We start from the raw sequence: 15,356 nt of genomic DNA, 5'->3' as shown, positions 1-15,356 counted from the left end.
CGCGAGATCTGCGACCGGCACGGCATCCTCCTGATCTCGGACGAGGTCATCACCGGCTTTGGCCGCACCGGCGACTGGTCCGGCGCGCGGCACTGGGGCGTACAGCCCGACATGATGAGCACCGCCAAGGGCATCACCTCGGGCTATTTCCCGGTGGGCGCGGCGCTGATGTCGGGCAAGGTGGCCGAGGTCTTCGAAGGTGCGGGCGCCGATGGCGGCATCTACCACGGCTACACCTATTCCGCGCATCCGGTGGGCGCCGCGGCGGTGATCGCCTGCCTCGAAGAGACCCTGCGCCTGGACACGAAAACCAACGCGGCGGCACGCGGCAAGCAGCTGTATGACGGGGTCTGCAAGCTGGCCGAACGCTATGACATCATCGGCGACGTGCGCGGCGGCCACGGACTGATGACCGGGATCGAGATCGTCAGCGACCGCGCGGCCAAGACGCCGATGGACGGTGAAACCATGAAGCGCATCCACCAGACCGCCTACGAGGCAGGCGCGATGGTCCGCCTTGGCATGCACAACATCCTGATGTCGCCGCCGCTGACCATCACCGAGGGCGAGATCGACACCATCCTCACCGCCTTGGACAAGGGGTTTGCCTCCGCCTGACAGCGGGCCGGGGGCCGTGAAACGACACGGCCCCTTCCAGCCCTTTCGGTGCGCGTCACCCGCTGGCGCACCGCACTGTCGCTGCTCCGGCAGTTTGACATTTGGCCCGTGCCGCATCCGTGATAAGCTGAATCCAGCATCAATGACGCGGCGTCGGAGCCAGGTGCATGATCTTGCCCGGCGTCACGCGCAAACCGTTGGGTGCGGACATGCCGACAGACTTGACCTTTGCAGACCGTTACCAGTCGATCCTGGTACCGGTGATCTTCAGGCCCTGGGCAGAAGAGCTCGTCCGCCGCGCTGAACCCGGGGCAGGGGAACATATCCTTGATCTTGCCTGCGGCACGGGCGTGGTCACGAGGCTGGTCTCTTCGCTCGCGTTCCAACCGGGCAGTCTCACTGGCTGCGATCACAGCCCCGACATGCTGCGCGTCGCACGGACCCTCGCCGACGACGCCGCAAGGAATGTCGAATGGGTCGAAGCCGATGCGGCACACCTGCCCTTCCCGGACGACCGCTTCGATCTGGCATTTTGCCAGCAAGCCTTGCAGTTCTTCCCGGACAAGCCCGCCGCGCTGAGCGATCTGCACCGCGTCGTGAAACCGGGCGGGCGGGTTGTCTTCTGCGTTCAACGAGAGCTGGACGTCAACCCGATGCTTCGGGCGCAGGCCGCCGCGCTTGACGCCTGTGTCGGCAGCACCGCCGGGGATGCTGTCCGGGCCATCTGCAGCCTGCCGGACGGAAATGAACTGAGGCAGCTGTTCAAAGAGGCGGGTTTCCGGGACATCGAAGTCGACCCAGTGACCCTGACACTGCATCACCCTGATGCCCGCGCCTTTGCGATCGGGGCAATGGGCGGCATGCACACGGGGGACAAGCTGTCAGACCTGGCAAGGGATGGCGTTGCGCGCGCCGTGGGGATCTTTCTGGATGGGCTGGAGGCCTGTTTCGACGGAACGTCGATGACATTTCCACACGCGTCGCACGTCGTGGTCGCCAATGCCTGATCCACTGTACCGGGCTTCAAACGCCCCTTGTCCGCAGGCCCCCGGATCGGTCAATGCCGGATTTGTGCGGCAGGGGGCCAAACCCGGCCCCCTGCCTGTGCTGTTGCAAGCCTCAGTGCTTGAACTTCTTGATCTCGCCTGATTTCAGGCGGTCGAGGTAGCTGTTCACCTCACGCTTGACGATCGGCATCAGGAAGTAGAGGCCGATGATGTTGACCACCGCCATCGCAAAGATCGCCGCATCCGAGAAGTCGATCACCGGGCCAAGGCTGGCCGAAGCGCCGATAATCACGAAGATGCAGAAGATCACCTTGAACACCAGTTCCTTGGTCTTTCCCTCGCCGAACAGGAAGGTCCAGGCCTTCAGGCCGTAGTAAGACCAGCTGATCATGGTCGAGAAGGCAAAGAGGATCACGGCAATGGCAAGGATCGTCGGGAACCAGCTGAAGGAGCTTCCGAAGGCCGCCGCCGTCAGGCCCACGCCCGAGGTATCGCCGACCGTCCTGATCGCGGTTCCGGCCTCGTTCAGCAGGTAGTTGCCCGTCGCCTCGTCGATCACCAGTTGCTGGGTGATGATGATCACCAGCGCCGTCATGGTGCAGATCACCACCGTGTCGATGAAGGGTTCAAGCAAGGACACGAAGCCTTCGGTGATCGGCTCCTTGGTACGCACGGCAGAGTGTGCGATGGCCGCCGAACCGACGCCCGCCTCGTTCGAGAAGGCCGCCCGCTTGAACCCCTGGATCAGCGCGCCGACCATGCCGCCCGCGACACCCAACCCGGTAAAGGCACCGGCAAAGATCTGACCGAATGCCCAGCCGATCATGTCGGCGTTCATGATCAGGATGATCAGCGCCGTGCCGACGTAGATCACCGCCATGAAGGGCACGACCTTTTCCGTCACCGAAGCGATGGATTTCAGCCCGCCGATGATGACGACAAAGACGATCGCCGCAAAGATCAGCCCGGTGATGAAGCCGGGATAGTCCCCCAGAACCCCGGTCAGCGCCTGGTGCGCCTGGTTGGCCTGGAACATGTTGCCGCCGCCCAGCGACCCCAGGATACAGAAGATCGAGAAGAGCACCGCCAAGATGCCGCCGCCCGGCAGTCCGCGTTCGGCAAAACCCTTGGTCAGGTAGTACATCGGACCGCCCGAGACATGGCCGTCCTCGAACTCGTTTCGGTATTTCACGCCCAGCGTACATTCGGTGAATTTCGACGCCATGCCCATGAGACCGGCGAGGATCATCCAGAAGGTCGCGCCCGGCCCGCCGATGCCCACGGCCACCGCGACACCCGCGATATTGCCCAGGCCGACCGTGCCCGACAGCGCCGTGGCCAGCGCCTGGAAGTGGCTGACCTCGCCCGCGTCATCAGGATCGGAATAGTCGCCTTTGACCAGCGCGATGGAATGCGGAAAGGCCCGGAACTGGATGAAGCCGAAGTAGATGGTGAACACGGTTGCCGCGATCACCAGCCAGGCGACGATCCAGGGAAAGCTGGTGCCGGGAAAGGGGCTGAAGATGAAGCTCACGAACCAGCCGGTTGCGCCGCTGAAGACCGCGTTGATCCTGTCGTCGATGGTCTGCTCCTGCGCGGCGGCAGCGCCCGCAAAAAGCAGAAAAGCCGTGGCGGCAAGCGCCGCACGTTGTGTCAATCTGTTCATGTCGGTTGTCCTGTTCTACGGCGCTTCAGGGGACGATGGTGCAGGGCACCGGGGCGGTCTGGACCAGCGACCCGGCGACAGAGCCGAAGACCCGGCTGCCGAAACGCGAATGCCCGTTCCGCCCGATGAAGATCTGGGCCGCCTCCATCTTGTCGGCGACCTCGCACAGCGTGTCGGCGATATGGCCGTAACGCAGCACCGTCTCGACCGGCACGCCCTTGCCCTCGACCGCGGCCTTGGCGGGCGTGATGATCGATTTCTCGGCCCGGTTCAGCTCTTCCTTGCGGCGCATGTGGCGCTCTTCAAGCTCGGTCGGGGTCAGGAAGGAGTAGGGCGACCATTCCAACACATGGGCGATCACAACCGTCGCCCCCTGCGCCGCGGCGCGATCCATCGCGAAGTCCAGCGCACGCCGCGCCGCTTCGCTGCCGTCATATCCGACGACAAACTTATCGTTCATCTTGATTGTCCCTGTTCCGTTTATTCGCCTTATGGCTGAGTAAAGAGTAACAACGGTGTGACAGGGGATTTTCCCGAAAACATGTCAAACGCATGCCGGTTCGACCGAATTATCCAATTTTTCGCGCCTGTGGCGAAGCATCTCCCGGTTTTTATGCGGTAAGGGGCCGGTTCTGCCCCATCAGCCTGCGACCGTTTCGCCCATGACGCATTCGTAGAAATGAATGTATACCTTCGCATAACCCGATTCCCCGCATGCAGGAGGTGCAGGCCTTGGAATTCCGCAAGATCACCGACGACATCACCGTCTCTCCCCAGATCACCGCAGATCACCTGCAAGAGATCGCCGACGCCGGCTATCGCGCCGTCATCTGCAACCGCCCGGATGGCGAGGGCGCCGACCAGCCGACCTTTGACGAGATCGCAGCCGCAGCAAAGGCCAAGGGGCTGGAGGTCCGCTATCAGCCCGTGACTTCGGGCAAGGTCCGGGACGAGGACGCCGAGGCCTTTGGCAAGCTGCTGCGAGAATTGCCCGGCCCGGTCTTTGCCTACTGCCGCACCGGCACGCGGTCGGCGACGCTCTGGTCGCTGAGCCAGGCCAATGCGCTGGCCCCGGCGACCATCCTCGCCGCGACCAAGGGCGCCGGCTATGACATGGCCGGTGTCGTGCGGCGCATCGTGAACGGCGGCAAGACCCCCACGGACGAAGGCGACGCCAAGTTCGACGTCGTGATCGTGGGCGGCGGCGCGGCGGGGATTGCCGTGGCTTCCAGCCTCAAGGCGCGCAAGCCGGGGCTGGACATCGCCATTCTGGACCCGGCCGACGTGCACTATTACCAGCCCGGCTGGACGATGGTCGGCGGCGGTGTCTTCGAGGCCGCGACCACGGCCCGCACGATGGGCAGCCTGATCCCGCAGGGTGTCCACTGGATCAAATCCGCCGTCGCCGCCTTCGAACCGCAGAACAATGCCGTGGTGCTCGATGGCTGCCGCGTGGTGAAATACGACCGGCTGATCGTCTGCCCGGGGCTGAAACTGGACTGGCACGGTGTCGAGGGGCTGGTGGACACGCTGGGCAAGAACGGCGTGACCTCGAACTATCGCTATGACCTGGCGCCCTACACCTGGGAGCTGGTCAGCAAGATGCGCGAGGGGCGCGCGCTGTTCACCCAGCCGCCGATGCCGATCAAATGCGCCGGCGCGCCGCAAAAGGCGATGTACCTGTCGGGCGACCATTGGTTCCGCACCGGTCGACTGAAGGACATCGACATCCAGTTCATGAACGCCGGCGGCGTGCTCTTCGGGGTCAAGGACTATGTCCCTGCGCTGATGGACTACGTCAGGAAATACGACGCCTCGCTGAACTTCTTCCACAACCTCGTGGCCGTCGACGGCCCGGCGAAGAAGGCGACCTTCAAGGTCGCCAAGCCCGACGAAGAACCGACCGAGGTCACGGTCGACTTCGACATGATGCATGTCTGCCCGCCGCAGGTGGCACCGGATTTCATCCGCGTGTCACCGCTGGCCGATGCCGCCGGATGGGTCGACGTGGACCAGGCCACGCTGCGGCACAAGACCTATGACAACATCTGGTCTTTGGGGGACGTGATGAACGCGCCCAACGCCAAGACCGCCGCCGCCGCCCGGATGCAGGCGCCCGTGGTGGCCGAGAACGTGGTGGCCGACACCCGCGGCCTCAGCCCGCATGCGGTCTACAACGGCTACGGCTCCTGCCCGCTGACGGTGGAGAAGGGCAAGATCGTTCTGGCCGAGTTCGGCTATGGCGGTGCGCTGCTGCCCTCCTTCCCCAAGTGGGTGATCGACGGCACCAAGCCGACGCGCGCCGCCTGGTTGCTCAAGGAACAGATCCTGCCGCCCGTCTACTGGAAGGCCATGCTGCGCGGGAAGGAATGGATGGCCAAGCCGGAAAGCGTCTCGGCCGGATAAACCCAAGGGCACAAGGGGCCGGAGCCAATGGCCCGGCCCCTTTTCGTCTGCCGAAGTCGTCTGGCGAATGCGCACTGCCCCTTTTAAATTCTGATTCCTGAATATATATACGAGTTCCAAACGCGACTCGGGGGATGAACCCGACCCGAAAGCAGGATTCGCCATGCAACTGCCACGCCAACTGACCCGCTACCTGCCCATTCTCGACTGGGCGCGGACTTATGACCGCGAAACCGCCTCTGCCGATGGGCTGGCGGCGGTGATCGTGACGATCATGCTGATCCCGCAATCTCTGGCCTACGCGCTGCTGGCGGGCCTGCCCGCCGAGATGGGCCTTTACGCCTCGATCCTGCCGCTGGTGGCCTATGCGATCTTCGGCACCAGCCGCGCGCTTGCCGTCGGCCCCGTGGCCGTCGTCTCGCTGATGACCGCCGCCGCCATCGGCAACCTGGGCCTGTCGGACCCGGTGGACATTGCGCTGGCCGCCGGAACGCTGGCCTTCATCTCTGGCGTGATCCTGTCCTTGCTGGGGCTGTTCCGGCTGGGCTTTCTGGCCAATTTCCTGTCGCACCCGGTCATCGCCGGGTTCATCACCGCCTCGGGCGTGCTGATCGCCGCCTCGCAGCTGAAACATATCTTCGGCATCGACATGCACGGTCACACCCTGACCGAGTTGATCCGCACCATGTTCGCGCATCTGGGCGAGACCAACGGCTATACCCTCGTCCTGGGCCTGACGGCGCTGGCCTTCCTGTTCTGGGTCCGCAAGGGTCTGAAACCGCTGCTGCTGAAAAAGGGGGTCCCGCCGAAACTGGCCGACGTGCTGACCAAGGCCGGGCCGGTGGCCGCCGTTGTCGTGACCACGCTGGCCACCTGGGTCTTTGGCCTGTCGAATGCCGGGGTCAAGATCGTCGGCGAGATCCCGATGGGTCTGCCGCCGCTGACCGCACCCAGCTTTTCGCCGGCGCTCTGGAATGAGCTCTTCATGTCCGCGCTGCTGATCTCGATCATCGGCTTCGTGGAATCCGTGTCCGTCGCGCAGACGCTGGCCGCCAAGCGGCGCCAGCGCATCTCGCCCGACCAGGAGCTGATCGGCCTGGGCACCTCGAACATCGCCTCGGCGGTCTCGGGCGGCTTTCCGGTGACGGGTGGTTTCTCGCGCTCGGTGGTGAACTTCGACGCCGGCGCCGCGACCCCGGCGGCGGGCGCCTATACCGCCGTGGGAATCGCCGTCGCGACGCTGCTGCTGACGCCCCTGCTGTTCTTCCTGCCCAAGGCGACGCTGGCCGCGACGATCATCGTGGCCGTCCTCAGCCTTGTCGATTTCTCGATCCTCAAGAAGGCCTGGGGCTATTCCAGGGTCGATTTCGCCGCTGTCTTTGCCACCATCGTCCTGACGCTGGGGTTCGGCGTGGAACTGGGCGTTTCGGCGGGTGTGCTGATCTCGATCGGCCTGCATCTCTACAAGACCTCGCGCCCGCATGTGGCAGAGGTCGGGCTGGTGCCGGAGACCCATCATTTCCGCAACATCAAGCGTCACAAGGTCGAAACGCTGCCGCACCTCGTCACGCTGCGGGTGGACGAAAGCCTGTATTTCGCCAACGCGCGTTTCCTCGAGGACTACGTTCTTGGCCGCGTCACCTGTGACGAGCCGATCGAACATGTCGTGCTGATGTTCCCGGCGGTCAACGAGGTCGACATGAGCGCGCTGGAAACGCTGGAAGAACTGAATCGCCGCCTGTCGGAAATGGGCATTCAGTTGCACCTGTCCGAGGTCAAGGGCCCGGTGATGGACCGGCTGAAACGGTCGCATTTCCTGGACGAGCTGACTGGCAAGGTCTTCCTGTCGCAATACGACGCCTGGCAAGCCCTGCAAGAGCCTGCCCCCAGCCCGGAACAGGGCTCACCCGCCAAGGTAGGTGCGGCCTGACGCTTCGAGCGTGAAGATCGCGCCATTGTCCTCAAGAACGGCAACGCCGGGCGGGCGCCCGTAGCCCGCCCCGGTATCCAGGTTCAGGCGGTTGGGTTTCAGCTCGGGCGCCTCCACCGGCGTATGCCCGTGCACGATCAACGCCCCGTGGTCGCGCGGGTCATCGTGGAACTCTTGCCGGATCCACAACAGGTCTTCCTCGTCCTGCTGATCCAGCGGCACGCCGGGGCGGATGCCCGCATGGACAAAGACCTTGCCCGCCTCGCGGTGCATCAGTTTCAGCCCCTGCAAGAAGGCCAGGTGTTCCGGCGGCACGGCGGCCCGGAACTCGGCGGCTAGGTCCTTGCGCCGGATCCGAGTGGGCACGTCGACACCGTAGGAGTCCGCCGTGTCCAGCCCGCCGATGCGTTCATGGAACCAGTCGTAGCCCAGCAGCAGGTAAGGGTCCTGGCGCGGTGCGGGCGGCGCGATGAACCATTCGAACAGGCGGTCGTGATTGCCTTTCAGGCAGACCCAGTTTCGCCCCTCGGCCAGACCCCGGCTCAGCCGTTCGATCACCCCGCGAGAGTTCGGCCCGCGGTCGACGTAATCACCCAGGAAGATCACGCGCGCATCCGGCCCGCCGTCCTGCTCGATCCGGTCCAGCGCGGTGTCCAGCATGGCCAGCTGGCCGTGAATGTCGCCAATGGCGTAGATCGTGTCACCCATGCCCGCCGCCTAGCATGTTCCCCACGGCCGGGCCAGTGCGCCCGCACCTCTGGCAGGGGCTGCCGGTTGCGCCTAGGGTGCGGCCAGGAAACAGCCAAGGAAACATAATGTCGACGCCTTCCCTGCCCCTCGACGGGTCCTGCCGCTGCGGCCAGGTCCACATCCGGATCACCAAGCCGCCCCTGATGACCGCCGCCTGCCATTGCCGGGGCTGCCAGAAAATGTCCTCGAGCGCCTTTTCCCTGACCGTCATGGTCCCCGCGGACGGGCTGGAAGTGACAAAGGGCGCGCCGGTCGAATGCGGCACCCACGGACCGGACCAGGACCACATGGCCTGCCCGCATTGCATGAGCTGGATGTTCACCCGCATCACCGGGATCGACGCCTTCGTGAACGTCCGCCCGACCATGTTCGACGACACCAGCTGGTTTTCGCCCTTCATCGAGACCATGACCAGCGCCCGCCTGCCCTGGGCCACCACCCCGGCGCGGCACAGCTACGTGGAATGGCCGCCGATGGACCGGTTCGAAGAGCTGATCGCCGAATACCACGCGCAGGGCTGACACCCGGACAAGAAAAGACCCTCTCCCGGCGCGCGGGAGAGGGTCGTAGCCGTCAGGGCTGACGCCAGGTTCAGGCCACGTCGAATTGCAGCGGCTTGATCTGGTTGAACAGGCCGGTTTCTGCCAACTGCGCGCGGGCCTCGGCCGGGACCGGCTCATCCACGTAAAGCAGCGCGATGGCCTCGCCGCCCGCATCCTTGCGCCCCAGGGTAAAGTTCGCGATGTTCACGCCGTTCTTGCCCATCGTGTGGCCCAGCGCACCAATGATGCCCGGTTCATCGTTGTTGGTGGTATACAGCATGTGGCGACCGACCTCGGCGTCGATGTTGATGCCCTTGATCTGGATGAAGCGCGGCTTGCCGTCGCTGAACACCGTCCCGGCGATCGAGCGTTCGCGCTTTTCGGTCACGACCGTCACCTTGATGTAGCCCTCGAAGGCGCCCGACTGCTCCTGGTTGGTGGTCGAGATCTTGATGCCACGCTCACGCGCCACCATCGGCGCCGAAACCATGTTCACCTCGGGATTCACCGATTTCATGATCCCGGCAATCAGCGAACAGTTCAGCGCCTCCAGGTTCATGGTCGCCGCTTCGCCGTCGTAAAGGATGTTGATCGCCTTGATCGCCTCGTCGGTCATCTGGCCGATGAAGCTGCCCAGGTGATCGGCCAGCTTGATCCAGGGCCCCATGACCTTGGCCTCTTCGGCGGTGACACTGGGCATGTTCAGCGCGTTCTGCACCGCGCCGGTCAGCAGGTAATCCGACATCTGTTCCGCCACCTGCAGGGCGACGTTTTCCTGCGCCTCGCTGGTCGAGGCGCCAAGGTGCGGCGTGCAGACCACGTTCGGCAGGTTGAACAGCGGGTTTTCCTTGGCCGGTTCCTCGGCAAAGACGTCAAAGGCCGCGCCGGCCACGTGGCCGGACTTGATCAGCTCTGCCAGCGCCGCCTCGTCGACCAGGCCACCACGGGCACAGTTGATGATGCGCACGCCTTTCTTGGTCTTGGCCAGGTTCTCCTTCGACAGGATATTGCGGGTCTGGTCGGTCAGCGGAACGTGCAGCGTGATGAAATCGGCGCGTTTCAACAGGTCGTCCAGGTCCTCGACCTTTTCCACCTGCATCTTTCCGGCCTTCTCTTCCGACAGGAAGGGATCATAGGCCACGACCTTCATCTTGAGGCCGCGCGCGCGGTCGCAGACGATGCCGCCGATATTGCCGGCGCCGATCACGCCCAGGGTCTTGCCGGTCAGCTCGACCCCCATGAACTTGGATTTCTCCCACTTGCCCGCATGGGTCGAGGCGCTGGCCTCGGGGATCTGGCGGGCGCAGGCAAACATCATGGCGATGGCATGTTCGGCAGTGGTGATCATGTTGCCGAAGGGCGTGTTCATCACGATCACGCCCTTTTTCGACGCCGCTTCCTTGTCGACGTTGTCGGTGCCGATCCCGGCGCGGCCCACCACCTTCAGTTTGTGGGCATGTTCCAGGATCGAGGGCGTCACCTTGGTGGCCGACCGGATGGCCAGGCCGTCATACTGGCCGATGATCTCGGCCAGCTTTTCCTTGTCCTTGCCCACGTCGGGCAGGAAATCGACATCGATGCCGCGATCGCGAAAGATCTGGACGGCGGTTTCCGAGAGTTTGTCGGAGACGAGAACTTTGGGTGCAGTCATGGGATACACACCCCGGACCTGATCCGGGGCCTCCTGTTGAGAGGATATGGGGGAGAGGCCCCGGGTCAGGCCCGGGGCGCGCGTGTTGTCTCAGGCGGCTTGCGCTTGCGCCGCGATCTCTGCCGCGAAGGCGTGTTCCAGCCAGGGCATCAGGGCCTCGATGTCCGAGGTTTCCACCGTGGCGCCGCACCAGATGCGCAGGCCCGCCGGGGCGTCACGATAGGCGCCGATGTCCAGCGCCACGCCTTCGGCCTCCAGCCGCTTGGCCACGGCTTTGGCGAATGCCGCGCCATCCTTGATCCGGTCGTCGGTGAACTTCAGGCAGACACTGGTGTTCGACCGCGTCGCCGGGTCCTCTGCCAGGTTGGCGATCCAGTCGTGCGTATCGCAGAAATCCCAGATCACCTTGGCGTTGGCGTCGGCGCGGGCCATCAGCGCGGTCAGACCGCCGATCTCGCGCGCCCAGTCCAGCGCCACCAGGTAGTCCTCGACCGCCAGCATCGACGGCGTGTTGATCGTCGCGCCGGTAAAGATGCCGTCGATCAGCTTGCCGCCCTTGGTCAGGCGAAAGATCTTGGGCAGCGGCCATGCGGGGGTGTAGCTTTCCAGCCGCTCGACGGCGCGGGGGCTGAGGATCAGCATCCCGTGCGCGGCCTCGCCGCCCATGACCTTTTGCCAGGAAAAGGTCGTCACATCCAGCTTGTCCCACGGCAGGTCCTGCGCAAAGGCCGCCGAGGTGGCGTCGCAGATGGTCAGGCCCTGGCGGTCCGCCGGGATCACGTCGCCATTGGGGACGCGCACGCCCGAAGTGGTGCCGTTCCAGGTAAAGACGACGTCGGTGTCATAGTCGATCGCGGCCATGTCCACGATCTCGCCGTAGCCGGCCTCTTTCACATCGGCGTCGATCTTGAGTTGCTTGACGACATCGGACACCCAGCCCGAGCCAAAGCTTTCCCAGGCCACCATTGTCGCCTTGCGTGCGCCCAGCATCGACCACATGGCCATTTCGACCGCGCCGGTGTCGGACGCGGGAACGATGCCGATCTTGTAGTCCGCCGGGATGCCCAGGACTTCGCGCGTGCCTTCGATGGCCGCTTTCAGCTTGTCCTTGCCCACCGCCGCGCGGTGTGACCGGCCCAGGGCCGCGTCGGACAGCTTGTCCAGGGAGAATGTGGGGATCTTGGCGCAGGGGCCAGAGGAAAAACGCGGATTAGCCGGCCGCGTTGCCGGTGCTTGGGGTGCCATAGCTGAGCTAACCTTCCAGATAGATGCCCCTCGTTGGGGAGGGGTGTCCCACGAACGCATCTACGGCAGGGCCGGAGACTCGGCAAGTCGGTTTTTGCATCTATTGCGTCGGGTTTCAGGCCCGCACGCGGTGGCCCTGACGCCAATCGGAAACTCGACAAGGCCACTCCAAACGGAAAAAGGCGCCCGCAGGCGCCTTTCAGGGACGGTGGGCGGGGCGACGTCGGGCCGCATGGCCCGGCAAGCGTCGCCCGACGGCCCTCAGGTCTTGGGCCGGTTGTCGACGATCCGCACCGCCTTGCCCTGGCTGCGGGCCACGCCGCCGGGCTCGGCGACCTCGACCTTGACGGTCACGCCGACCACCTGCTTGACCTTGGCCGCCAGCTCGCGTGCGGCCTCGGCACCGCCTTCGACGGAATGCGGCCAGGGTTCGACAACCACCTTCATGACGTCCTTGTGGTCGACCCGGTCCAGTTCCAGCTGGAAATGCGGTGCAAGCGCCTTGACCGTCATCAGCTGTTCCTCGATCTGGGTCGGGAAGACGTTGACGCCACGCAGGATGATCATGTCATCAGATCGCCCCGTCACCTTCTCCATCCGCCGCATCGACCGCGCCGTACCGGGCAGCAGGCGCGTCAGGTCACGGGTCCGGTAGCGGATCACCGGGAAGGCCTCCTTGGTCAGCGAGGTGAAGACCAGTTCCCCCAGCTCGCCGTCCGGCAGCACCTCGCCCGTCTCCGGGTCAATGATCTCGGGGTAGAAGTGGTCTTCCCAGATATGCAGGCCGTCCTTTGTCTCGACGCATTCATTCGCCACGCCCGGCCCCATGACCTCGGACAGGCCATAGATGTCGACCGCGTGCATGTCGAAGGCCTCTTCGATTTCCAGCCGCATGGCGTTGGTCCAGGGCTCGGCGCCAAAGATCCCGACCTTCAGCGGAGACTTGCGCGGGTCACGGCTCTGGGCGGCATATTCGTCGATGATCGACAGCGCGTAAGAGGGCGTGACCGTGATCCCCGTGGCCTGGAAATCCTCGATCAGGCGCACTTGGCGCTGGGTCATGCCGCCGGAAATCGGGACCGTGCACAGGCCCAGCTTGTCGGCGCCCAGGTGGATGCCCAGCCCCCCGGTGAACAGCCCGTAGCCATAGGCATTGTGCAGCACGTCGCCGGGTTTCAGACCCGCCGCCCGCAGGCTGCGCGCGACCACCGTCCCCCAGGCATCCAGGTCGTTGTCGGTATAGCCCACGACCGTCGGCTGGCCCGTGGTGCCGGACGACGCATGGATGCGCCGTACCTTTTCGCGCGGGACGGCAAACATGCCGAACGGATAGTTGTCGCGCAGGTCGGTCTTGACCGTAAAGGGGAACTTGGCCAGGTCCGCCAGCGAGGTCAGGTCATCCGGGTGCACGCCCGCCGCGTCAAAGCTCTGCTTGTAGAACGGCACGTTGTCATAGGCATGGCGCAGCGACCATTTCATCCGCTGCAACTGCAGGGCGGAAATCTCATCGCGCGAGGCGATCTCGATCGGGTCAAGGCTGTCCTTGGACGGGGTGAGGTCTTCCATCGGGTCTCCTCCGGCAGTGCTGGCGCGTCAGGCGCGATCTTCCTGGGTCAATTCGTCTTCGGGGAAATGCTGGCCCTTCACGGTGCGCGACAGGCCGCGCATCAGCGCCACCTTGCGGCCATCCCCGCCGGTCACGGTCACGTCGTAGACGCCGGACCGGCCGGCCAGCGCCTGTTCCTCGGCCGTGGCGGTCAACCGTTCGCCCAACTGGCCGGGAGCCAGGAAGGTGATCTGGTTTTCCTGCGCGACGGTCAGGGTGTTGTAGCTGTTGCAGGCATAGGCAAAGGCGGTGTCGGCTAGGGTAAAGATGATCCCGCCATGACAGATGCGGTGGCCGTTCAGATGCGCCGGCTGCACCTCCATCGACAGCACGGCCCGACCGGGACCCACCGCCTCGATCTGCATCTTCATCTCCTGCGCGGCGGTATCCTTGGCATACATGGCCTCGGCCGCACGCTCGGCGCGTTGCTGCGGTGTCATCTCGCTCCTCCCTCGGTGGCGCGACACTGCCCAAAACCGACCGCACGGTCAAGTAATTTCTGAACCTCCATCCACCCCCTTGATTTATTGCCGGAAGGGCGCAACTCTGAGGGTATGAACAGCTTGACGCCCTTCCCCGGCCAGGGGTCCGCGCATGAGGTGGTCGCCTTTCAGCGGCCCGAGCTCAACGTCATCCTATCGCTCTATGGACGCATGGTCACCGCCGGCGAATGGCGCGACTACGGGATTTCCAGCCTGCGAGAGGTGGCTGTCTTCTCGGTTTTTCGCCGCACCGCCGAACACCCGCTTTACCGGATCGAGAAACGCCCGAAGCTGCGCAACAAACAGGGCGAATACGCGGTCTACGGGATGGAGGGGCAGGTCCTGAAACGCGGCCATGACCTCAAGACCGTTCTGCGCGTGCTGGAACGCAAGCTGATCCGCCCGGTCGACTAGGGACAGGCAGGGCACCACCCTGCCCCCAAGCCGTCACTTGGCCAGCATGGCGCAAAGCAGTTCGAACATGATCGACACGCCCAGGAAGGCGGTTCCGCCGGATTGATCGAAGGGCGGAGAGACCTCGACCAGGTCCGCGCCCACGATATCCAGCCCTTCCAGTTCTCGGCAAACCTGCAACGCCTGGTAACTGTTGGGGCCGCCCACTTCCGGCGTGCCGGTCCCGGGCGCAAAGGTCGGATCGACAAAGTCAATGTCGTAGCTGACGTAACAGGGCGCGCTGCCCACAGTGGCGCGCGCCTCTTCCATGACCTCGGCCACGCCGCGGGCAAAGAACTCCTCGATCGGGACGATGCGGATGCCGTTCGCGGCGGCGAAATCGCGGTCCTCGGAATCGTACATCGTGCCGCGAATGCCGATCTGGATGACCCGTCTCGGATCCAGCAATCCCTCTTCGACGGCGCGGCGGAAGGGCGTGCCATGCGTGTACATCGTACCACCGAAATAGCTGTGGAAGAGATCCGTGTGGCTGTCGAAATGCACCATGCCCAGCGGACCGTCCTTGGCCAGCGCCCGCAGGACCGGAAGCGAGGTCAGATGATCGCCACCCGCCGTCAGCGGCCGAATGCCCGCCTGCCGCAGCTGCGTGTAAAAGGCGGTGATGCGCGCCATGCTGTCGGGGATGTCCGCCGGGTTCGGCCCAACATCGCCAAGATCGGCGCAATTGGCTGCCTCGAAGGGGCGCATGCCGTTCGCCGCGTGCTGGGCCCGGATCATGGTCGAGGCATCGCGCAACTGACGCGGGCCGTGACGCGGCCCGGGACGGTTGGTGGTGCCACTGTCCCAAGGCACGCCGACAAGGCCGATCTGCACATCCTTGAACCGCGGGTGGTCCGGCGTCAGGTGTGGCAGGCGCATGAAGGTCGGCACCCCGGCAAAGCGCGGCAGGTCGAAACCGGAGACGGGGTGAAAGAACGGGTCGGACATTGCAGGCTCCAGTCGTTGCGGGGGCGAGGGGCCAGCCCCTCGCGCTCCCCGG

At 64.7% G+C, this 15,356-nt stretch carries 14 protein-coding genes; 6 read left to right on the top strand and 8 right to left on the bottom strand.

The features are described 5' to 3' along the window. Together PVW46_RS00565 and PVW46_RS00560 are read left to right on the top strand one after the other, a co-directional pair. Window positions 1-618, top strand: a 618-nt coding sequence (locus tag PVW46_RS00565) for an aminotransferase class III-fold pyridoxal phosphate-dependent enzyme (RefSeq protein ID WP_274573781.1), incomplete at its 5' end; no start/stop codon positions are given. Between the two features lie 167 nt (window positions 619-785). Next, window positions 786-1,625 carry a class I SAM-dependent methyltransferase gene (locus tag PVW46_RS00560; protein ID WP_069210585.1) on the top strand — a complete coding sequence of 280 codons (840 nt, stop codon included), beginning with the start codon at window positions 786-788 and terminating at the stop codon, window positions 1,623-1,625. A gap of 112 nt (window positions 1,626-1,737) precedes the next feature. Here the strand turns inward: PVW46_RS00560 and PVW46_RS00555 are convergent, their stop codons facing one another. Together PVW46_RS00555 and PVW46_RS00550 are read right to left on the bottom strand one after the other, a co-directional pair. Continuing rightward, window positions 1,738-3,291, bottom strand: a complete 1,554-nt coding sequence (locus PVW46_RS00555; RefSeq protein ID WP_043140783.1) for an alanine/glycine:cation symporter family protein — start codon at window positions 3,289-3,291, stop codon at window positions 1,738-1,740. Between the two features lie 25 nt (window positions 3,292-3,316). After that, on the bottom strand, window positions 3,317-3,751 hold the full coding sequence (locus PVW46_RS00550; protein WP_043140780.1) for a universal stress protein: 435 nt from the start codon (window positions 3,749-3,751) through the stop codon (window positions 3,317-3,319). A 254-nt stretch (window positions 3,752-4,005) separates the two neighbouring features. On the opposite strand from PVW46_RS00550, the gene PVW46_RS00545 reads away from it, so the two are divergent. Both PVW46_RS00545 and PVW46_RS00540 read left to right on the top strand, forming a co-directional pair. Then, on the top strand, window positions 4,006-5,697 hold the full coding sequence (locus PVW46_RS00545; protein WP_443137026.1) for a bifunctional protein tyrosine phosphatase family protein/NAD(P)/FAD-dependent oxidoreductase: 1,692 nt from the start codon (window positions 4,006-4,008) through the stop codon (window positions 5,695-5,697). Between the two features lie 163 nt (window positions 5,698-5,860). Then, entirely contained in the window at window positions 5,861-7,627 is a 1,767-nt protein-coding gene (locus tag PVW46_RS00540; RefSeq protein WP_069210584.1) for a SulP family inorganic anion transporter, read from the top strand. Here PVW46_RS00540 and PVW46_RS00535 read toward each other — a convergent pair. Continuing rightward, entirely contained in the window at window positions 7,601-8,335 is a 735-nt protein-coding gene (locus PVW46_RS00535; RefSeq protein WP_069210583.1) for a metallophosphoesterase family protein, read from the bottom strand. The genes PVW46_RS00540 and PVW46_RS00535 overlap by 27 nt on opposite strands. Before the next feature lie 107 nt (window positions 8,336-8,442). Here PVW46_RS00535 and PVW46_RS00530 point away from each other — a divergent pair, with 107 nt between their 5' ends. Continuing rightward, a complete protein-coding gene (locus PVW46_RS00530; protein ID WP_069210582.1) occupies window positions 8,443-8,898 on the top strand; it encodes a GFA family protein in 456 nt (151 codons plus the stop codon). Between the two features lie 70 nt (window positions 8,899-8,968). On the opposite strand, the gene serA is transcribed toward PVW46_RS00530, so the two are convergent. The 4 genes from serA to paaI all read right to left on the bottom strand — a co-directional run bounded on the left by serA (window position 8,969) and on the right by paaI (window position 13,861). After that, window positions 8,969-10,570 (bottom strand): phosphoglycerate dehydrogenase, encoded by a 1,602-nt coding sequence (serA, locus tag PVW46_RS00525; protein WP_043140770.1) that lies wholly within the window; start codon window positions 10,568-10,570, stop codon window positions 8,969-8,971. A 90-nt stretch (window positions 10,571-10,660) separates the two neighbouring features. Next, a complete protein-coding gene (locus PVW46_RS00520) occupies window positions 10,661-11,815 on the bottom strand; it encodes a phosphoserine transaminase (RefSeq protein WP_043140767.1) in 1,155 nt (384 codons plus the stop codon). A 261-nt stretch (window positions 11,816-12,076) separates the two neighbouring features. Next, a complete protein-coding gene (paaK, locus tag PVW46_RS00515; RefSeq protein WP_069210581.1) occupies window positions 12,077-13,381 on the bottom strand; it encodes a phenylacetate--CoA ligase PaaK in 1,305 nt (434 codons plus the stop codon). A 27-nt stretch (window positions 13,382-13,408) separates the two neighbouring features. Next, entirely contained in the window at window positions 13,409-13,861 is a 453-nt protein-coding gene (paaI, locus tag PVW46_RS00510) for a hydroxyphenylacetyl-CoA thioesterase PaaI (RefSeq protein WP_069210580.1), read from the bottom strand. 114 nt (window positions 13,862-13,975) lie between these two features. Here paaI and PVW46_RS00505 point away from each other — a divergent pair, with 114 nt between their 5' ends. After that, window positions 13,976-14,317, top strand: a complete 342-nt coding sequence (locus PVW46_RS00505; RefSeq protein WP_069210579.1) for a DUF2794 domain-containing protein — start codon at window positions 13,976-13,978, stop codon at window positions 14,315-14,317. A 33-nt stretch (window positions 14,318-14,350) separates the two neighbouring features. On the opposite strand, the gene speB is transcribed toward PVW46_RS00505, so the two are convergent. Then, the gene (gene speB / locus PVW46_RS00500; RefSeq protein WP_069210578.1) at window positions 14,351-15,304 is read right to left on the bottom strand and encodes an agmatinase; all 954 of its coding nucleotides are present in this window, start codon (window positions 15,302-15,304) and stop codon (window positions 14,351-14,353) included. Window positions 15,305-15,356: the final 52 nt, after the last annotated feature.

The sequence above is a fragment of the Mameliella sp. AT18 genome (assembly GCF_028807275.1).
GTDB classification, from domain to species: Bacteria; Pseudomonadota; Alphaproteobacteria; order Rhodobacterales; family Rhodobacteraceae; genus Antarctobacter; species Antarctobacter albus.
Note: the sequence above shows the minus strand (reverse complement) of the source record. Positions and strands in the feature narration are given on the sequence as shown.